The sequence below is a fragment of the Alteromonas sp. Cnat2-8 genome (genome assembly GCF_022348355.1).
Taxonomy (GTDB): Bacteria; Pseudomonadota; Gammaproteobacteria; order Enterobacterales; family Alteromonadaceae; genus Alteromonas; species Alteromonas macleodii.
The window spans coordinates 394,829-414,039 of record NZ_JAKREX010000003.1 but is presented as its reverse complement, the minus strand read 5'-3'; the positions used below and the strand labels follow the sequence as shown (position 1 = coordinate 414,039).

Below are 19,211 nucleotides of genomic sequence, written 5' to 3'. Positions count from 1 at the left end.
CTTATTAAATTTGCTGCCACTTTGGCGCGTGCACTCGCTCAATTAAGGCAATCTGCTGTTGATATACGTGATGCAGCATTTTGATTAATGCTGAGTTGTCTGGATCGTCCTTTAATGCCGCTTTAATAACATCTGCAGCATCGTCCAATTCTTTTAATTGCTCTTGCCAATCTTCAGTTAGCGCCGTTGTACTTTCATAACTAGCAAGAAGACTATTCACTTGTTGTTGCTGCTGCATACTCATTGCGTCAATCAGGGCATAGCCATCGCTTCGACTTTCATCAGCTTTAAACGCAAAAGGAGCCGCGAACCACAATACAGTAACTAAACAAACGCTTGCGGCTATTGCCATCCACTGTTTTGATGTAACCGTAGATGATGAAGCGTCGCCTTGCTGCGATGTTATGCCGAGTTCAATTCCTCGCCACAAATCTCGTTCTGGCTGCTTCTCTTTCGATATCCCAGAAATATGCTGAGCAAGCTTGTCGTCAAAATTACTCATCATCGACTCCCATAAAATCTTTCAATAATTGCTTAGCACGGAAAAATTGTGCTTTGCTTGAGCCCACTGCCATGTTCAACATGCTGGCAATGTCTTCGTGTCTGTAACCTTCAATTGCATGGAGGACAAAAACCATTCTGGCTCGCTCGGGTAAGCGAATAACTAATGCTTCTAAATCCACATCAGTGCTGTTTTCTTCAGCCGGCATCTCGTTAATGCCGCTATTTTCCAAGTTAAACATCCGCTGCACCCACCCTTTCTGCTTACGCATATAAGAGATGGTAATGTTTGCCGTAACGCTGTGTAACCACGTGGAAAATTGGCTTTGCCCATCAAAATTACCCAATTTTTTCCATAGCTGAATAAAGACTTCTTGCGAAGCATCTTCTGCCATTCCCTTTTCACCTGTAAGCCGGTAACAAAGCGCGTAGACTCGCCCAATATGTTCATCGTAAAGGGACCGAAATGCCTGCTTATCGCCCTTTTTCGCTTTAGATATCAGCTCATTTTCGCTTTTATTACCAAACACCACATTGGCGTGTACAACACGTTGTTGTGTGTGTTCCATTCTTTTCTCTTTGTTATTTGTGGTGCTGATTAGCATTAGCACTTGTTAGTGTTATAAGGTTAGTCGTACCCTATAGTAGAAAGGTTTAAATGCACAAAAATATTTTTTGGAGATGCCATGTCTACCTCATTTTCTGTTAACGCTCTGTTTGCTGGAAAACCTCAGCCGCTAGGCCCTCGTGGGGCACCAAGCAGTATTGTTAAAGCCCCCGTCGACGCGTTAACGGTACATATGGACAGAACCGATGAAGACGAACAGGCCAACAAACGGCTTCACGGTGGACCGGAGAAAGTGCTGCATCAGTTCAACCCGACCAACTATCTGACATTAAGAAAGCATTTTCCTGAAGGCGAATTTTCGCTGGGCAGCATTGGCGAAAACATCAGTGTAGAGGGCATGGACGATGCTACCGTTTATATCGGCGATATATGGAAGTTCGGCGAGGTAGAACTGCAAGTAAGTGCACCCCGTGCCCCTTGCAATAAAATCTCGCAACGCTTCGAAGTGCCCAATTTAGATAGATTTGTCGGAGAACGAGGTATCACTGGCTGGTATTACCGGGTTATTAAAACCGGAACCATCAGTGTTGGCGACGAAGTAACACTACTGCACCGTGAGGACGATACCGTTAACGTTCACACCCTAATGCAATGCGCCCATACCAAAGCAGACAAATCCCTGGCACAAAAGCTAGCGAAACTTGAGGCGCTTGATGACGAATGGCGCGAAAAATGCCAAAAAATTGCGGATAAGATTGCGGATAAATAGGCCATTTATCCGTAGCTTAAATTAAAAAGACGCCTGCTCACCTTCATTCAAAATAATCCAAGGCATTGCAGGGTTTAGCTGCTTCTTCATTTTCATAAGACGAAATAGCGCAGAATGTGACGTCTTGTCACCCATCATCCAGCTGGCATTTCCATAGCCCCAAGGCACTACGGCTTTACAGCCTAGGTCTTGGGCCGCAACAATGGCATCTTCTGGCGTAGTATGTACCTTGCGATACCATTTAGGTGAGGTTTCGCTGAAATAAGACGCTATAGGTAACAGGCAAACATCTATTTCACCAAAGCGCGCTTTAATATCCATGAAGTGCGGTGAATATCCCGTATCCCCCGCAAAGAACAATGTTTTGCCTTCACTCTCAAATACCCAACCACCCCACAGTGTCGCATTGTCGTCCTCGTACAAATAAGGCACCCAAATTCGGTTACTGAAATGATGGGCCGGCACGAAGTGGATAGAGGTTTTGCCTACGTTTTTGCTGGTATACCACGCCATTTCTTTAATGGTGTAGCCTCTATTAGGGAAGTGCTCTGCGAAACCTAACGGAACAAGATATTCGGGCTTTGTGCCTAATTCGGCAATATCGGCTTTATTGAAATGATCATAGTGAATATGGGAATAAACCACAGCATCGGTTTGTGCGAGTTTGTCTTCACCTACCTCAGCGGGTTCGTTGCGGCTGAACCCCTCCGCCAATCGAAAAGCCCAATTGACGGGCCAATCAAACTGCCCAAACACAGGGTCAATAAGTATTTGCTCACCACTTGCGGTGTTAAGTAAAAAACTTGCGTGCCCTAACCAGGTGACATTAAAGCCGGTGTGCGAGTTCACTGTCGGGTTGTTGCCAACGAACTGACAATTTTGCATGTCACTTTCACATTCAATATCGGCAGACGCTGGGTAGCAATCATTAGTGCACGTGACGGGGTATGCTTTAAAACTGTCGTAAATATTGCTGAATCTGTCCTCATACCCAGGCTCATTGGCGTGCTTGATTACAGCATTTTCACCTTCTATCTGAGTAACATGATTAGAGCTGGCGCAACCAGTAACGACACTTCCTGCTACTACTAGCGACGCCGACAACGTCGTTAACTTCTTTAAACTCATTACCATTTTTAAGATCGTGTCCTTGTAGCTCCAACCTAGGAGGCAAAGCGCTTAGTTGACTGCTGCGTCTATGCTTTATTTACTCAATTGTGCAGACATCAAGAGCACCGCAGTTTAGCGCAAGCACTAAGATAGCTGTTAACCGTTATTGTAAAGCGAGAAACCATCAGCACCACAGTAAATTTGTAACAATATAAAAGCGCGCGTTAGCGGCCCCATTTATCGTCACAAACCGATTAGTTGCAAATGATAACTATTATTAATAGTATGTTTAAAATTCTTTCCTGAAGCCATTATGCGTAAAACCCGAATACTCATTGTTGAAGATGACGCGACGTTAAGTGAACAAATCACACAGCTGTTGCAGTCTCGAGGATTTGACACTCGCCACGAAAGTGACGGTAATGCTGGATTACAAGCTGTGCTTGAGGAGAACTTTGACCTTGTGTTACTCGACATACGCCTTCCCTCTTTAAACGGCTTGTCGCTGTTAAACCAATTAAGGCAAATAAAGCAAACACCGGTTATGATGATCACCGCGTCAGGTGCCGAGCAAGAAAGGATTGAAGGCTACCGTAAGGGCGCAGATGACTACTTACCCAAGCCCTTCAATTTTACTGAAATGATGCTTCGCATCGACGCACTGTTGCGACGCAGCAAAACACTAAACGACTCAGGCACGCAAAAGTCGGAAATCATTGTTGATGTGCTTTATTTAAATCGCATTCAGCAAGTTACCAAATACCACTCAAGACTACTCGAATTCACGCCAATACAATTTAAGCTTCTTTGGATGTTAGTAGATAACAAAGGGGAAACGTTGAGCAAAGCATTTCTTTATCACAGCGTGCTTAACAAACCCTTTTCGAGGTACGACCGAAGCTTAGATATGCATTTGTCTAGAGTACGCAAAAAGCTCGTTGAGACTGGCATGCCCCCTGAACGCCTTGCCACTGTCCACGGCCAAGGATATCGCTTTTCGTGAAAAATAAACTGCTATGGCGACTGTGCGCATTTATTGCCGTTGGTACTGTTCTGTTATTTTGGGCCATCGCGTGGCTTACCAATCATACCGAGACCAGCATGAGTTTTATCGATAAAGCTCATCAAGAAACCCTTTATTCCTATGGTCAAGAAGCGGAGAAAATCTACCTGGAGGATGGAGAACAAGCGTTAGCTGCTTTTTTGCAAGAAGTGAAGACAAAGGAAGACACGTGGCTTGCCGTAGTTAACTCCCAAATGACCACATTCGCTGACACCCAAATGTTAGATGAGTTTGTTGACCGATTTCAAATAGGCCGCAGCCCCGAATGGAAAATACATTTGTACTTTTCTGAAAACCCTGTGATGGAAGTCCCCTTCGTCGATGACAATACGCACTTTTTAATTCAACTTCCACAGCGTATGCGCCCAGGTTCGTTATTGCTCGCCACACGCTTAACGCTTCAAATTGCATTACCTCTAGTGATATTAAGCCTTTTGAGTTTTATGCTGTATCGACACCTAATGACGCCACTAAAGCAATTAGAAAATGCCACAAAAGATTTCGCAAATGGGAATTTAGAAGCCCGTGCAATGGCTGCAATGCCCAAGCGAAATGACGAACTTACTGGGCTTGCCCAAACGTTCGACAAGATGGCCCAAAGAACCAGCAGTCTCATTTATAATCAAAGAAGTTTGCTTGCTGATCTCTCTCACGAGCTTCGCACGCCTCTTGCCCGCATTGATATGGCAATAGACTTTGTAGAGCAAGACATTAATCGTGAACAAGCGCTTTCACGCCTGCGTTATGAAGCGAGCACGATGAGAGAGCTTGTTGAAGATACGCTAACCTTTGCATGGCTAAATACAGAATCGCCACAATTGAACAGCGATGACTTTGACTTGGTAGAACTTATCAATGTTATTTGTGAAGATGCGCGGTTTGAATACCCTGATAGAACCTTGCATGTCGACACACCTGAATGCGCGAATATTGAAAAGAGCAGCCAGCTTGCTTTGGGGCAGGCGTTAGAAAATATTATTCGTAATGCCTTGCGTCATACCCCTGAGCAAAGCAAAGTGAGTTTAACGCTGACCAGCGATAACAATAACTATGTTATCACGGTTAAAGACGAAGGCACCGGCGTGCCTGAATCAATGCTAGACGCCATATTCGAACCTTTTTTCAGGGTAGACAAGGCACGGGCAGCCAAAAACTACGTACATGCCGCAAAGCGCTCTGGCTTTGGTCTTGGGCTTGCACTGGCGAAACGTCAAATTGCCGCTGTGGGCGGCGACATATCAGCGATAAATCGCGCTGCACTAATCAAAGACAACGCATTACATAGAGACGCTAGTGCTACAAAGCAAACAGGGCTAGTCGTTACCATTACCCTGCCTAAGTCTTTTAATGCTGCTTTCGCAAATTGAGAAGTCTCTGCACACCAAGTAGTGTGCCAGTATAAACTAAGATACAGCAAAGCAAGCTTACCAGCCCTGCGATGGTCTGCCCTATAAAGCCAAAGTATTCTCCCGTGTGCAAAAAGCGGGAAGTACCCCAAGCCTGACTCCCTTTGGGCCAATCGGTTTTGTAAAGTGTCCTAGTGATGTCACCGGTTCCCGTGTCGAAATACAGTGAATACGCTAACTCTTGCCTGTGCCCTATACTTTTATCGATATAAAACCGTGCAACACCCTCACTTTTGCCAATTTCCATCCACATGGAATACCAATCCTGATAGCCATTTTCATTGGCGTGTTGCTGAGCTTTGGTAAATAGCGTGTCGTAACTGACAACGTCGGCGTCTAGCGACTCAGGCATAGCTTTCTTTTCGCGAGTAGGGACTTGTTCACCGTACATTCCATACAATGCGTTGTTTGCCCACTCAAAATAAAACAGGGTAGCCGTTAGTCCAATCACAACTAAAAAAGGCAGTGACCACATACCAAAAACAAAATGCCAATGTCGGCGACGGTGCTGTTTATTAGTGTACTTTTGCCGTAACCACATTTGCTGCTTTAAGGATTTTTTCGATATGTGTTTGGGCAACCATATGATGACTCCCGATAACAGCAAAAAAATAAAAATAAGATTGCTATAAGCCGTTATGGTTTTGCCAATTAATTGGTAATCCCCTTCCATTAAAAGATATCGATGCAGGTCAGTTATGACATGAAATGCTTCTTCAACGACCCCTTCTCCTTCTCTTAATATATCTCCGGTATAGGGGTGAATAAGATAGCTGTGTTCGCCGGCCCATGCGGGAATTGCCGCTCCCTCGCTATTGACCCATCGAACAAAAATATGCGCTTCGTTAGGATGCTTTTCACGAAGTATTGATACAACCCGCTCAGTCGAGATTACCGACTTTTCGATATCAATCGTTTGTGCATAAGCCATTTCACTTAGCTCTTTGAACTGGCGCTCGTAAGTGAGTAATACACCGGTAAAAGCCATAATGAAAACGACAATGCTGGCCAATAAGCCAGCAAAGAGGTGGGCCCAAAAGACCCACCTTTTAAACGTGGAAAAGTTCATCTAAAGGCGTTGCTTAGAAATCGTAAGTGACAGACAAACGAATATCTCGTCCAGCTTCTTGCGGACCAATAACGCTTGGGAATACTTCGCTGTAGTCACCCACACTTGAATGGTCGATATACGCTTCATCAAACAAGTTCGTTACCGCCAGATTTAAGCGAAGGTCGTTTGTGACTTCCCACTCGCCATAAATATCCACTAGGGTATAGTCTGCTTTGTTAAGTGAATAAAGCGAGTCGGTCCAACCGTTTTCCAAGGCCTGATGTAGTGTATCTATGTTGATGTCGTCAACCATAGTGATGTTAAAGCCAACGCTAATGTCTGCAGTAACGGTGTAATCTGCACCAAGTACCCACGTATCACCGCGACTATTACCTAAGCCAACAAACTCGTATCCGTTAATATCGATGCTGTTATAGGGTACGCTGTACAGATCTTCACGAGGCATCAATTCAACATCTACGCTTGAAAACCCAAAGTACACGTCAACAGAGTCCCAGCGATACGCAAGGTTAAACTCTACGCCAGATGATTCTAGGTCGCCGATATTATTAAATACCGAGTTTCCTTGATAACCGCTAAATAGCACATCATCAATAGTAGATTCATAGGCGCTAAGGCGCGCATTAAGGTTATTCGCGCTGTATTCGATTGACGCTTCAATATTGGTGACAGTTTCAGGCACCACGTCACTGGCTACAACGGGAACGTCCTCACCATCATATAAGTATTCGTCAAGCGTGAAACCATCACCAATTTGCTTACCGCGCGCCGCTTCTGCGTAACCAAGACCAAGGGTCCAAGCTTCGGTAAGCTGATATTCAAGACCGACGTTAAAGCTAAGTTCATTGTCGTCTAGTCCAGATGGCTCATCGGTAACGGGTGTGCCGTAATAGTCATCGATCAAGATTTGTTGCTGAAAATCAAAGTCGTCATAACGAACACCGTAGCTCAACAACAACTCTGGTGTGATATTGCTATGAGCTTGCGCGTAAATACCCATTACGCTGCCTTCTTCTGCGTTCTGCACAGGACCTACGCCAGGACCACTTTCTACCTCATCTTTACGATAGTCGATACCGTAGGTGAATACGTGGTTTGAAATGTCGGTGGTGTTCCTAATATCAAAACCATAGGTATCGATATCAGACAAGAAATCGAAACGGCCGCCGCGGAACGATGATGAAGTTTGGTATGCAGTGGCCTCTAAGAAAACCAATGCGCTGTGGTCAAAGCGGTAGTTCGCTACGTAGGTATCACGCTCTGCTTCACTAGGATAAAGTGGAGCACCTTCTAGTACTACCCAGTTAGGTCTTGCCGAAAACTCACCCTCTTCATCGCGTTGCTCTGCACTTATTGAAAGGTATTGATTATCCGCAATGTAACCACTGGCTTTAAGGAACATGAGATCTTGATCTGCGGCAGTACCCAGCACTTCGTTGCCGTCGCCGTCTTCAAAGTTATCTCTGTCAACCGTGCTGTAATAACCTAGCAAGCCCCATGAATCACTTAGCTTTCCATAAAGGCTGCCGCTATATCGGGTGCCTTCGTTTGAGAAATAACTCGCTTTTACTCGACCACCAAATTGTTCGTCGCCTCTCAATAAATCTTGTGCATCTTTGGTTTTAAAGCGGATTGAACCACCAATGGCACCTGGGCCACTGGTTGCTTCACCTGCACCAGCCTGCACATCGATTTGCTTCAAAAGATCGGGATCTAGCGTCACGCGGCCTATGTGGTGAAATAGGGTTGAGGTTTGTTGCGCGCCATCTACGGTTACATTCAGGTAGGCATCTTCTAGTCCACGGATAAAGATTTTCTGCGCTACACCTACTGAACCGCCAACGCTGACCGACGGAGACTCTCTAAAAACATCAGCTAAATCGTTTGCCTGAAACTGCTCAATATCCTCGGCAGTAATGCTCAAGTTAGTTGCTGCGCCTACCACAGCAACTCGCTCTATAGACTTGGTTTCTTCATTCTGGTTTTCTAGGGATTGCGCAAATACTACCGGACTGGATAGCGTGCACACTGCACTGGCTAAAACTAACTTTTTCAAGGATGTCTCCATTTGATAATCAACAATTACAAATAAGAAACATTCTCATTAACTTTAGTCTAAATGGATAGCACTTTTACATTTGTTACAATTCTCTCAGTTCTTCGCTGTCAAAGACTCACGCTCATTGTTGTAACGTACTTTCTGGCCTGCACGCAGACGTTCAGCTCCTCTCACCACAACCGAGCGCTTCGGGTTCACATCGCCAAACACTTCAATTCTATCGCCCATCCCCACCCCGGTTGTCACCTTAACTTGCTCCGCTTCATTATTTTCATTGAGCTGATAGATAAAGGTGCCCGACTTTCTTAGTACCAGTGCATCGCGGGGTATGGTGACACCATCATGAGTATCGCTGCTAGGCAGCGCCACGCGCACTGCACTGCCTATAGGAAAGTCACCGGGGTTGATGGCAATTCGTAGCTCCATCATGCGCGATGTACTGTTGCCTACCGGTACAATGGCACGAATAGATTCTTCTACTTGGTTCACGTTATTGTGAACGCTAACGCTCATGCCGTTAGCAATATAGGGTAATACGTTGAGCGGTGCGCGCACTTGAACTTCAACGCTATCAGGGTTTACCACGCGAAGCAGGGTTTGCCCTACCCCAGTGTATTCGCCCGGCGACTGCTGCCTTTCAACCACCAAAGCCGTAAAGGGAGCACGAATACTGCTTTGTGCTATCTGATATTCGGTGAATTCTAAATCCAATTTGGCTTGCGCTAACTCCTGCTTAGCATTCTCTAAGTCAGCTTCCACTTCCTCTAACTCACCTCTGGACGTGTTTTGACTGGCCTGAAGGTTTTTGTACCTCGCGAGACGTTTGGTAAACAGTTCAACCTGCGACTGCCATCTGGCAATATTTGAGGCATTTTGATTGCGGGTAATACTTAAGCGAGTATCGTCGACTTTAACTAAAGGCTCCCCCGCTTTTACCACATCACCTACATCTGCCATCCAAGTGATGCGACCGTCTACCTCAGAGGCTAGGTTCGCATCGATAACGCTAAGTACCGTTCCAGGAACCCAGGTAAGTTGTGAAATCGCTTGCTCTCTGGCTTCATCTATTTGAACCAGCACCGGCGGTGGTTGATTGCTATCCTGTGCGTGTGCGCTCAACGATACACTGCTTGCAAATAAGGCAAACACACTAAGGGCGAGAGTAGAAGTCATTGCTTTCATGGTTGTCTTTTCCTTACACATGATCGTTGTATTTATTTTGTTTTACGGTGGATGAGGTAGTCGGCGAAGCGCCAGTGCTCTCTATGCGCTCGGCCAGGGGTTTGAGTATATTTACAGGTGACTTTGAAGCCGTCATACGCAGCAAGGTAGGCAGTAGTAGCAAGGTGAATATGGTACTCACCGTCATTCCTCCCACAATAACAGCCGCAAGACCTCGGTAAATAACGCTGCCTGCACCTGGTAGCAACAGCAGGGGCAGCATGCCAAAGATTGAAGTCAGCGTGCTCATAAAGATAGGCCGTAAACGTAGTTTGATGGCTTGTTCTACCGCGTCATCACGGGTCAGCCCTTCTTGCTCTCCTAGGCGAGTCTGATGCACGAGTAAAATGGCATTGTTTACTACAAGCCCTAGCAAAATAATAAAGCCAATCATGGTTAACAGGTCCATGGGCTGGAAGGTAAAGATGTTCATGATACGAATAGCAATCACCCCACCCACCGTGGCTAGCGGAATAGAAAGTACTACCAGCACGCTGTCTTTTAACGATTTAAACAACCCCGCCATTAACAGCAGTAGCAACACCATGGCAAAAAGAAAGTTATCAGCCATCGAGGCAATAGCGCCTTTTAAGCTATCCGCGCTACCACCATAATTAATAGCGCCATCGGTAGGCATCATGGCCATAATGGCAGGTTCAACCTCAGAGGTAATCACTTTCATGGCTTCTTCTAAACTCATACCCTCTGGCGGATTTACGTTTAGCGTAAGGGTTCTTCGACCATCAATGCGCTGAATACGACTTGGCCCTACGGCTCTTTCAATACCTACCAGTTCGCCTAATTGCACCACCTCGCCTGATGGCGTCATGACTGGCGTGCTATTTAAGTCTTCGGGTGTAAACCAGGGTGCTGAGCGAAAGATAATATTCATGCGTTTGGTGCCATCGAAGTACTCCCCCACATACATACCATCACCCATGGCACGTACCAGGTTCCCCATACTGCCCCGATTTAACCCGACTTCCATCATTCGGCTGTCATTAGGGTAAAAGCGAAGCTCTGGTTCGGCTTGCTCTAGAGGAGGATTCGAACGCGCATTCGCGTTAGGGAAAACTTCTCTCAATTTATCTAAACCTGCTTGCGCAGCGATGCCGAGCATGGCTTGGTCGGTACCTTGAAGATGAATGTCGATTGAGCGACCGTTTCCAAAGCCGCCGAACAAATTGCCTTGTTGTGAAAAGGTCTGTGTATCCGGCAAATCCTTTAAAATTTCATCGCGAACAATGGCTTCTAACTCTTTGACCTTAGACTGATCTTTAGCGCGCACACCCAAATTTCCGCCATTTGGCCATGTGATAATGTAGTAGTTTTTCAGCGCTGGCTGCTTTTCTCCGTCCATATAGGGCTGCAGTCTCTCAACGATAATTGGCATCACTTCTTCACTAATAAAGTTTTCACTGGCACCCGCAGGCAAACTTAAGAAGGCGTCAACGGCATCGCGTTTTACGGGCGGCAAATAATCCATGGAAGGCATAAGCAAAACACTACCTGTAATAGGCACGCCCATGAGTGTTAGAACTAATACAAGTCGGCGAAGCGGCGTACTTGATAGCGACATAATAGCGCGGGTTATCTTAGCCCATACCCGCTGTAAGCTATCAGCTGGCATGTTGCCATTAAGGTATTTAGCGGCAACGACGGGCAATACCGTTACCGCAACCACTAGCGACATACACACTGCAATGGCAATGGTAAGAGCGAGGTCAGCAAACAATTGCCCTTCAACATCTTCCAAAAACATGACGGGAATAAAAATAGCAACGGTGGTGGCTGTTGACGCCATGAGGGCACCAAACACTTCTTTCGTTCCCCGATGGGCACAATCCTCCATGTGCGTTTGTGAATTTGGGTCTTTATTTTCAATTTCGGCTTCGGCGCTCTTGCGCGTTCTTACAATGTTTTCCAGCACGACAATAGCAGCATCTAGCACCATACCTACCGCGAAGGCGAGTCCTGCCAGTGAAATGATATTGAGCGAGCGACCGGTAAGTTGAAGCACCACAAAAGTGCTAAGTAGTGAGATAGGAATGGCCAATGCCACAATGAGCGTTGCCCGCAGCTGGCGCATAAAGAGCCAAAGCACGGCAATGGCAAGCAGCACGCCTATAAATAAATTGCTGGTAACTAGCTGCACCGCTCTATAGATAAACACTGAGGCATCGAAGCTTTGCGCCATTACTAACTGCTCAGGGGCCAAGTCCTGTTCGTTTATTTGTGCAACTTTTGCTTTTACGGCTTCTAAGGTAGCTAGAACATTGGCGTTGTTTTGCCTGTCTACGCGAATAGATATGGCCGGATTGCCGTTTTGCACACTGTAGTTTGCACCGTCAGCGCGGGTGATTTTAATTTCGGCAATGTCATTTAGCGTGATAGGGCTGCCGTCTCGCCATTCGAGGATCATTTCACCCATTTGCGTAGGCTCGTAGCGACCTTCAAAACGCAGAGTATAGCGTCTTCTGCCCACATCGACAAAGCCACCTGAAATATCATTCGCACGCCCCAACTCGTTGGCAACTGCCGTTAGGTCAATGCCTAACTGCGCCGCTTTAAACGGGTCGAAAACAATTTGAAACTCCTCAACGCCGCCAACCCCGCTTTCCATACGCGCCCTTGCAACGCCCGGGATAGATTCAAGCTGAGGTTTAATGACATCGGTAAAAAAGGTCACATAGGTATTAATTTCGTTTGGATTGCCTGGAAGGCGCTGAAGAAAGAAGTAGGTCAAAGCGGGGGCGTCTCCCCCACTTCCAGCAAGCATAATATTAGGGGACAAGGCATCGCGAGGTAGTGGCGGTACGCGATTCATGCGGCTAATCACTTCAATGAGCGTTTTCTGCATGTCCGTATCTAAACCAAACTCTAGATTAATCCACGCATTACCTTGGTTTGCCCATGCATTCATCGACTCAAGGCCAGGGATCCCTTGCAGCACTTCCTCTTGAGGTTCAATGATCTCCGACTCAATTTCTTGGGGCGACGCAGCGCGCCACGAGGTCTGGATGTTAATATTCGGTCTTTCAATGTCAGGAAACAGCTGTACAGGTAAATTAAACAGGCTATATAGCCCTAAAAATACCAGCAGTGTTATTCCTATACCTACCCCAGTCGCGTTTTTTATTGCTTGCTTAGTGATGTCCATAATATGGCACTTATGCTTTTTATTGTTTGGTTTACTATAGGTCGCAGGAATGACAGAAAAAGTTTAAAGCCATGACACTAAGAATTTCAGCGATTATTAACATTTTGTTTAAATACCGTTTAAAAAACGTTATTTATCGTAGATGAGTGGACCTCAAAAATACGCCATTTGTCGGCGCTGGACATATTTGCTTACACCCATCGTTAATTAGGCGTCGCGACGTGGAGTGAGGGTAGGGATATTTTAAACTCGCCCTTCGGGAAGGTCTGGCAAGCTTCACTCTGGGAATTTGAAAAGCAACGGCCATCCCTGCATTCCCACGCTTTGTTAGGAAACTTGCCAGCGCCTTCTGGGTGGGCAATCATCTATGCGGATTGGTATTGGTCTTTAAGTATCGAACAAAAATTTAGAGCAAAAAAAAGCCGCTCTAGGAGCGGCTTTTTTCAAATACGTCAGCGATTACGCTTCAGCAATGATGATCACTTTGATTGAAGTGATAACGTCAGAGTGAAGTTGTAAGTCGATGTCATACTCACCAGTTTCACGAAGAGTACCAGTAGGTAGTTTAACTTCTGCTTTTTGTACTTCAACGCCAGCTGCAGTGATTGCATCAGCGATGTCACGAGTACCAACAGAGCCAAATAGTTTACCTTCGTCACCAGCAGGAGCTGCGATTGTAACTTCAGCAAGCTCAGCAACTTTTTCAGCGCGTGCGTTAGCAGCAGCTAGTTGCTCAGCAATTTTCGCTTCAAGTTCAGCACGACGTGCTTCGAACTTTTCAACGTTGTCTTTTGTTGCAGGAACCGCTTTACCCTGTGGGAAAAGGAAGTTACGAGCGTAACCAGACTTAACAGTCACTTGGTCGCCCAGGCCGCCAAGGTTGGCGATTTTATCTAGTAGGATGATATTCATCTTAGCTAACCCTTATATTCGCCAAATTACTTGTGTGAATCAGTGTACGGAAGCAACGCAAGGAAACGTGCGCGCTTGATCGCAGAAGACAGCTGACGCTGATATTTTGCGCTTGTACCAGTAATACGGCTAGGGACAATTTTACCGCTCTCAGTGATGTAGTTCTTAAGAGTAGCGATATCTTTGTAATCAATCTCAGTCACACCTTCTGCAGTGAAACGGCAGAACTTACGACGTCTGAAAAAACGAGCCATGGGTGATCTCCTTAAGCGTTGTCTTCAGTGGTTTCAGTTTTCTTTTCCGCGCGATCTTGGCGAGGAGCAGAATCGTCACGACGCTCACGACGAGGCTCTTCTTTCATCATTGGAGAAGGCTCAGTCACAGCAGTCTTAGTGCGCATAACCATGTTACGTAGGATCACGTCGTTGAAACGGAAAGCATTTTCCAATTCATCAACAGCTTCTGCAGACGCTTCAGCATTGATTAGTACGTAGTGGGCTTTGTGCAGCTTTTCAATTGGGTAAGCCAGTTGACGACGGCCCCAATCTTCTAAACGATGAATCTGACCACCGTCTTGCTTTAGGATTGTGGTATAACGCTCGATCATACCAGGTACTTGTTCACTCTGATCAGGGTGAACCATAAATACGATTTCGTAATGACGCATTATAGCTCCTTACGGTTGTAGCCTCGACAGTACAGCCGACTGTATGGAGACAAGGAACGAATTGGGATGGCTGTAAGGGCGCGCATTATACGCAGCAGTTACTAATTGCACAAGCATTAATCACCTTTAGAACAATCATTTGCCCTTTCCCCAAACACTACGCTCAGACATTTAATCAAAATACTGTTTATCTATACAGTAAAATACTGTACAGTTTTTGTGTCTTTAATAAACAGGGGACCTACCATGGCCATTACCACACAGTATGTTGTTACGCACAAAGGGGTAGAAAAATTGGTAACTACCGACAAAAAAGAAGCCGATCAGTATGACAAAATGCTCGATGCAGCAGATAACCTTGCTGACTACATTCATGCGAAGGGCATCAAGCTAGACGATAGCGTAGTGGAAGAGCTCACCATCATGCTGTCTAAAAACAAAGATAAAATCAGTAAGATTTTCAAAGGCGCTACCGCAGAAAGCGTATTAGAAGATGAAAGCGCAGAAGTGGTAAAGCTACAAGCTAACGGCTGATAATTTAGGCGCGCCTCTCTTTTGCGTCGTTATGATGAGCAATTAATAAGAGCAATTGCCGCTTTAGGCTGATGAGATCTGATAGCATAGCTATACGCAAAAATGTTATTTGATAACATTACCTCAACGCGGCAATGTGTTTTCTCTGGTTTTTAACTGGGTGAACAGACGTGTCGCTTTTGCTAATGTGAACATAAGACGTAAATACAGGTCGGGCTTAGCGTGAATACCACCAATAAAAAAAATAGCACTCACTCCCAGCGCAACGCAGTGTCTGAAGGGCGTAACACAGCGATTGAAGTTAGCAATTTACAGTTTTCGTACACCAAAGAAAGCCCCCCCATCATTGACATTAAAGCGTGGCAAGTTTCGCAAGGTGAGCACGTTTTTCTCTCAGGGCCTTCGGGTAGCGGAAAGAGCACATTGCTCAATTTGCTGTGCGGAACATTAACTCCAACTCAGGGCGACATTGCCTTATTAGCGCAGCCTTTCTCCGCATTATCGAACCGACAGCGGGACAAGTTTAGAGCACGCAATATCGGCGTTGTTTTTCAACAATTTAATCTTATTCCCTACCTTTCTGTGGCACAGAACATTAATGCGGCGGTGTATTTTGCAAGTACAAACGTCAGCAAGACAGCATCAGACGCAAAGCTTCGTCATTTACTGGACAAGCTACAGCTGCCTTCTCACGTGCTGCATGCGAAAGCTGACGCATTGAGTATTGGTCAGCAGCAGCGCGTTGCCATTGCCAGAGCACTGATTAACGACCCACAATTATTAATTGTCGATGAACCTACCTCTGCCCTAGATACCGATGCCAGAGATAGTTTTATGTCGCTGCTAAAAGACGTTGCAGGTGAAAGCACCATGATTTTTGTTAGTCACGATAAAGCCATGGAGAGTTATTTCGACCGCCACTGCAGCATGAGTGAATTAAGCCCAAGTACAAACCACATAAAAACGCGAGGCGATGAGGCCCCAAAAGCACAGGAGCGTGCGTAATGCTAAGTACCATTGCTATTGAAAGTTTAAAGCGCAGGAAAACAACGGCAATCCTCACACTTTTAAGCATTACCATCAGCATTAGTTTACTTTTGTGCGTGGACATTATTCGCACCCAAGTTAAAACCAGTTTTACGCGCACCGTTTCTGGTGTAGATCTTATTGTTGGCGCACCAAGTGGACAGCTTAATTTACTCCTGTCATCAGTGTTTAATATAGGCACTCCCACCAAAGGTATTGAATATAAAAGTATTGCGGCGCTTCAATCTAACAAGCAGGTATCGTGGCTTATCCCACTATCTTTGGGTGATACCCACAGAGGTTTTAGAGTAGTAGGTACGACCAACAGCTTTTTCGACCACTTTAAATACGGTGATATGCAATCACTTGAAATGGCAGCAGGCTCGACATTTACGCAGCCACTGTCTACCGTTATTGGCGCAGATATCGCCAAATCATTGGGGTACAAGGTAGGGGATAAGATTATTATTTCCCATGGTCTGGGTAGCGTATCGTTCAACAACCATGATGATCACCCTTTCACTATCTCAGGCATAGTTAAGAAAACCGGTACGCCCGTAGATAAAGCCGTATACGTTACCCTACAGGGACTTGAAGAAGCCCACACAGGACCTAAACATTCGCCCACCTCAATGTTAGGCCGTAAATCTGCTGACAAGGCGAACGAGCATGAGCATGAGCATGAGCATGAGCATGAGCATGAGCATGAGCATGACGAGCATACAAAAGAACATGCAGTTTACAATAGCGAAGCGTTTACGCCTGAGTCAGTATCCGTGGTGATGCTGGGGCTTAAACATCGGGTAACTGCACTGCAGCTTCAGTATCAAATTAATCAAAGTAAAAAAGAGCCGCTAATGGCTATTCTACCGGGCATGGCACTCGCAGAACTTTGGCAAATTATGGGAAATGTTGAATCGCTATTGCTTGGCCTTTCCGGTCTTATCGTCATCTGCGCGCTAATTGGGCTTGCGACTATGCTGCTGGCAACGATGAGAGAGCGTTATCAAGAAATCGCCGTTTTACGAACTATAGGCGCAGGACCGTTTACCTTACTGCTACTCATACAGATTGAAGCGATGCTGCTTACGATTGTGAGTGCCGCACTGAGTTTAGGCTTGGTAGCTGGGCTTATGAGCGCACTAAAACCTTGGTTAAGCAGTACCTATGGGTTGTTTTTAAGCAGCCCACTGTTTGGACAAAGCAGCGTTATTATCATTTTACTGATACTGGGGTGCACATACTTGGTTTCGCTATTCCCCGCTGTGGCGGCCTACAGACGCGGCCTACACGCGGGACTAAACGCGAACTCATAAATACCCATGCCTACAGCGTTGTTTCCGGTTTTATCGGCTTTTATTTAGCCCCACATCTGTGCGCCAATAGGCAATAGGTCTTTTAATGGAGCGAGCTTAAGCGAGCTGGAGAGAGTATTACTCTCCCACTCGCTTATCTGTACTGAAACGCAATATTAGCTCGTGAACCTGATTAACCGTTGCGCGCAAATCGTGACTTGCTGCAAGCGATGCTTCAGATGAACGCTGGGTTTCAGACGCGCCGTCAGCGACTTCTACTAACTGCTGGTTAATATGCTCTGCCACCGTGCTTTGTTCTTCTACCGCTGAAGACATCTCTACCGTGGCATCAGCGATACCTTTTACTGCATTGTTAATTTCAAACAATGCACCTCGGGTTTCTTCTACTATAGCGCTGCCGTGCTCAGCTGAAGCTAGCCCTTCCGTCGATACCCTTACAGCTCGATCAGAACGCTCAGCCAATTCATTAATGATGTTGTGGATTTTATCGGTCGATTCGCGAGTTTTCGAAGCTAAAGTACGAACCTCATCGGCAACAACCGCAAAACCTCTTCCTTGTTCGCCAGCCCTTGCAGCTTCAATCGCAGCATTAAGCGCTAACAGGTTAGTTTGCTCAGCGATGGTCGAGATGATATTGGCCGCTTCGCCAATATCGCTGGTTGACTGAGCCAACTCTGTCACTGTGGTAGAGATAGACTCAACCGCCTCGCGTAAGGCGACAATCGCCTGCATGGCTTGCTCTGCTTTTTGGTTGCCTGTCTCTACATTAGATGCCGCTGTCCTTGCGCTCTTTGCGTTACTTTCTACTCGTTCGGCAACTTCTTGAATCGCTTGACTCATTTGCGTTACCGCAGACGCAATTTGCTGTGTAGCTTGATTTTGCTGAACAACCGCGGCACTGGTGCTTTCCGCTTGTTGATGCGTGGTGTTAGCAATTGATTCGAGCCCCGCTGATGCATCTTTAATTCGGGTTAATGCCGTGCGATTTCTGGCAAGTTCACACCCCAGTGCAAGTTTGGCTTGGCTTATGTGAGGGGGGTCTGGGAAGTAGGTTTGTGCCACCGTTTCATTAGCGTAGCTTTCTGGGCTAAGAGAAAGCAGCGCGCCCCAGTCTTTTCTTGTCTTGGCTTCTTGAGCAATCATTAAAACTATAGCTCCAAGCAGCGCAATACCTGCCGCTGCCCAACCATGGGTAAACGCGAGTACTAAAACAAGTAGGGCGCTTAACAGTATTGTTGGCGCCATGTGCATGAGGCCTTGCCCCAGTCGCGACATCGGCGATACCGCAGATTTTCCTTCCTGCATTCTGGCGTAAACGCTAGATGCGCGTGCTATTTCGTCATTTAACGCCGGCACTCGAACAGATTCGTAGCCTACTACTGACTTACCTTCATAAACGGGAGTCACAAACGCCGAAACCCAATAGTGATCGCCATTTTTTCTTCTGTTTTTGACTAACCCAATCCAGCTTTGCCCTGATTCCAAAGTACGCCACATTTCTTTGAAGACAGGAGCAGGCATATCTGGATGACGGATAATGTTGTGATTTTTGCCAATGAGCTCTTCGCGACTGAAGCCACTTGCTTCTACAAATGCGCTGTTACAATGCTGGATTACACCGCGCTTATCGGTAGATGAAATAAGACGATGATGTGCGGGAAACTTGTACTCTTTTTGGGTAACTGGCTGATTATTTCTCATTGGGTGCTTTCTCCATGTAGCAAAGCAATCATCCGTTAATCGTAGGAAATGTTGCTTACCTCCTAAGACTAGAACATAAACAAATTCTGTCTAGCAGGAAGAAAAAATTAGAGAAATTCTATATTC

At 46.0% G+C, this 19,211-nt stretch carries 17 protein-coding genes; 6 read left to right on the top strand and 11 right to left on the bottom strand.

Annotated features, from left to right (window positions below; all coding sequences use genetic code 11):
• Positions 1-4: 4 nt before the first annotated feature.
• Both MHN00_RS09615 and MHN00_RS09610 read right to left on the bottom strand, forming a co-directional pair.
• Positions 5-502 carry a hypothetical protein gene (locus MHN00_RS09615; RefSeq protein WP_039229236.1) on the bottom strand — a complete coding sequence of 166 codons (498 nt, stop codon included), beginning with the start codon at positions 500-502 and terminating at the stop codon, positions 5-7.
• On the bottom strand, positions 495-1,070 hold the full coding sequence (locus tag MHN00_RS09610) for an RNA polymerase sigma factor (protein ID WP_014951111.1): 576 nt from the start codon (positions 1,068-1,070) through the stop codon (positions 495-497). The genes MHN00_RS09615 and MHN00_RS09610 overlap by 8 nt, the downstream gene beginning before the upstream one ends.
• Before the next feature lie 117 nt (positions 1,071-1,187).
• Here MHN00_RS09610 and MHN00_RS09605 point away from each other — a divergent pair, with 117 nt between their 5' ends.
• Complete coding sequence (locus tag MHN00_RS09605) at positions 1,188-1,838, top strand: MOSC domain-containing protein (protein WP_014980567.1); 651 nt, start codon at positions 1,188-1,190, stop codon at positions 1,836-1,838.
• Between the two features lie 21 nt (positions 1,839-1,859).
• Here MHN00_RS09605 and MHN00_RS09600 read toward each other — a convergent pair whose 3' ends face one another.
• Positions 1,860-2,972 carry an MBL fold metallo-hydrolase gene (locus MHN00_RS09600; RefSeq protein ID WP_239301021.1) on the bottom strand — a complete coding sequence of 371 codons (1,113 nt, stop codon included), beginning with the start codon at positions 2,970-2,972 and terminating at the stop codon, positions 1,860-1,862.
• A 289-nt stretch (positions 2,973-3,261) separates the two neighbouring features.
• On the opposite strand from MHN00_RS09600, the gene MHN00_RS09595 reads away from it, so the two are divergent.
• Positions 3,262-3,951, top strand: coding sequence for a response regulator transcription factor (locus MHN00_RS09595; protein WP_014977663.1), 690 nt, complete (start codon positions 3,262-3,264; stop codon positions 3,949-3,951).
• Entirely contained in the window at positions 3,948-5,378 is a 1,431-nt protein-coding gene (locus tag MHN00_RS09590) for a sensor histidine kinase (RefSeq protein ID WP_239301020.1), read from the top strand. Before MHN00_RS09595 ends, MHN00_RS09590 begins: the two co-directional genes overlap by 4 nt.
• Here the strand turns inward: MHN00_RS09590 and MHN00_RS09585 are convergent.
• The 7 genes from MHN00_RS09585 to rpsF form a co-directional block, all read right to left on the bottom strand.
• Positions 5,356-6,486, bottom strand: a complete 1,131-nt coding sequence (locus MHN00_RS09585) for a PepSY-associated TM helix domain-containing protein (RefSeq protein WP_239301019.1) — start codon at positions 6,484-6,486, stop codon at positions 5,356-5,358. The genes MHN00_RS09590 and MHN00_RS09585 overlap by 23 nt on opposite strands.
• A gap of 13 nt (positions 6,487-6,499) precedes the next feature.
• A complete protein-coding gene (locus tag MHN00_RS09580; protein ID WP_061096100.1) occupies positions 6,500-8,545 on the bottom strand; it encodes a TonB-dependent receptor in 2,046 nt (681 codons plus the stop codon).
• A 96-nt stretch (positions 8,546-8,641) separates the two neighbouring features.
• Positions 8,642-9,730, bottom strand: coding sequence for an efflux RND transporter periplasmic adaptor subunit (locus tag MHN00_RS09575; protein WP_239301017.1), 1,089 nt, complete (start codon positions 9,728-9,730; stop codon positions 8,642-8,644).
• A gap of 13 nt (positions 9,731-9,743) precedes the next feature.
• Complete coding sequence (locus MHN00_RS09570) at positions 9,744-12,929, bottom strand: efflux RND transporter permease subunit (RefSeq protein WP_239301015.1); 3,186 nt, start codon at positions 12,927-12,929, stop codon at positions 9,744-9,746.
• Between the two features lie 459 nt (positions 12,930-13,388).
• A complete protein-coding gene (rplI, locus tag MHN00_RS09565; protein ID WP_012519953.1) occupies positions 13,389-13,841 on the bottom strand; it encodes a 50S ribosomal protein L9 in 453 nt (150 codons plus the stop codon).
• A gap of 26 nt (positions 13,842-13,867) precedes the next feature.
• Complete coding sequence (gene rpsR, locus MHN00_RS09560) at positions 13,868-14,095, bottom strand: 30S ribosomal protein S18 (protein WP_012519954.1); 228 nt, start codon at positions 14,093-14,095, stop codon at positions 13,868-13,870.
• An 11-nt stretch (positions 14,096-14,106) separates the two neighbouring features.
• The gene (rpsF, locus tag MHN00_RS09555) at positions 14,107-14,508 is read right to left on the bottom strand and encodes a 30S ribosomal protein S6 (protein ID WP_014951120.1); all 402 of its coding nucleotides are present in this window, start codon (positions 14,506-14,508) and stop codon (positions 14,107-14,109) included.
• A gap of 246 nt (positions 14,509-14,754) precedes the next feature.
• Here rpsF and MHN00_RS09550 point away from each other — a divergent pair, with 246 nt between their 5' ends.
• The 3 genes from MHN00_RS09550 to MHN00_RS09540 all read left to right on the top strand — a co-directional run bounded on the left by MHN00_RS09550 (position 14,755) and on the right by MHN00_RS09540 (position 17,384).
• Complete coding sequence (locus MHN00_RS09550) at positions 14,755-15,042, top strand: YebG family protein (RefSeq protein WP_014951121.1); 288 nt, start codon at positions 14,755-14,757, stop codon at positions 15,040-15,042.
• Positions 15,043-15,264: 222 nt separating this feature from the next.
• A complete protein-coding gene (locus MHN00_RS09545) occupies positions 15,265-16,047 on the top strand; it encodes an ABC transporter ATP-binding protein (RefSeq protein WP_239301013.1) in 783 nt (260 codons plus the stop codon).
• Positions 16,047-17,384, top strand: coding sequence for an ABC transporter permease (locus MHN00_RS09540; protein WP_239301011.1), 1,338 nt, complete (start codon positions 16,047-16,049; stop codon positions 17,382-17,384). Before MHN00_RS09545 ends, MHN00_RS09540 begins: the two co-directional genes overlap by 1 nt.
• A gap of 117 nt (positions 17,385-17,501) precedes the next feature.
• Here MHN00_RS09540 and MHN00_RS09535 read toward each other — a convergent pair whose 3' ends face one another.
• Entirely contained in the window at positions 17,502-19,085 is a 1,584-nt protein-coding gene (locus MHN00_RS09535; protein WP_061486742.1) for a PAS domain-containing methyl-accepting chemotaxis protein, read from the bottom strand.
• Between the last annotated feature and the right edge of the window lie 126 nt (positions 19,086-19,211).

Bases quoted from the DNA above. Each gene is read 5' to 3' on its own strand.
- MHN00_RS09615 (WP_039229236.1), bottom strand. From the start codon at position 502: ATGAGTAATTTTGACGACAAGCTTGCTCAGCATATTTCTGGGATATCG.
- MHN00_RS09610 (WP_014951111.1), bottom strand. From the start codon at position 1,070: ATGGAACACACACAACAACGTGTTGTACACGCCAATGTGGTGTTTGGT.
- MHN00_RS09605 (WP_014980567.1), top strand. From the start codon at position 1,188: ATGTCTACCTCATTTTCTGTTAACGCTCTGTTTGCTGGAAAACCTCAG.
- MHN00_RS09600 (WP_239301021.1), bottom strand. From the start codon at position 2,972: ATGGTAATGAGTTTAAAGAAGTTAACGACGTTGTCGGCGTCGCTAGTA.
- MHN00_RS09595 (WP_014977663.1), top strand. From the start codon at position 3,262: ATGCGTAAAACCCGAATACTCATTGTTGAAGATGACGCGACGTTAAGT.
- MHN00_RS09585 (WP_239301019.1), bottom strand. From the start codon at position 6,486: ATGAACTTTTCCACGTTTAAAAGGTGGGTCTTTTGGGCCCACCTCTTT.
- MHN00_RS09575 (WP_239301017.1), bottom strand. From the start codon at position 9,730: ATGAAAGCAATGACTTCTACTCTCGCCCTTAGTGTGTTTGCCTTATTT.
- MHN00_RS09570 (WP_239301015.1), bottom strand. From the start codon at position 12,929: ATGGACATCACTAAGCAAGCAATAAAAAACGCGACTGGGGTAGGTATA.
- rplI (WP_012519953.1), bottom strand. From the start codon at position 13,841: ATGAATATCATCCTACTAGATAAAATCGCCAACCTTGGCGGCCTGGGC.
- rpsR (WP_012519954.1), bottom strand. From the start codon at position 14,095: ATGGCTCGTTTTTTCAGACGTCGTAAGTTCTGCCGTTTCACTGCAGAA.
- rpsF (WP_014951120.1), bottom strand. From the start codon at position 14,508: ATGCGTCATTACGAAATCGTATTTATGGTTCACCCTGATCAGAGTGAA.
- MHN00_RS09550 (WP_014951121.1), top strand. From the start codon at position 14,755: ATGGCCATTACCACACAGTATGTTGTTACGCACAAAGGGGTAGAAAAA.
- MHN00_RS09540 (WP_239301011.1), top strand. From the start codon at position 16,047: ATGCTAAGTACCATTGCTATTGAAAGTTTAAAGCGCAGGAAAACAACG.
- MHN00_RS09535 (WP_061486742.1), bottom strand. From the start codon at position 19,085: ATGAGAAATAATCAGCCAGTTACCCAAAAAGAGTACAAGTTTCCCGCA.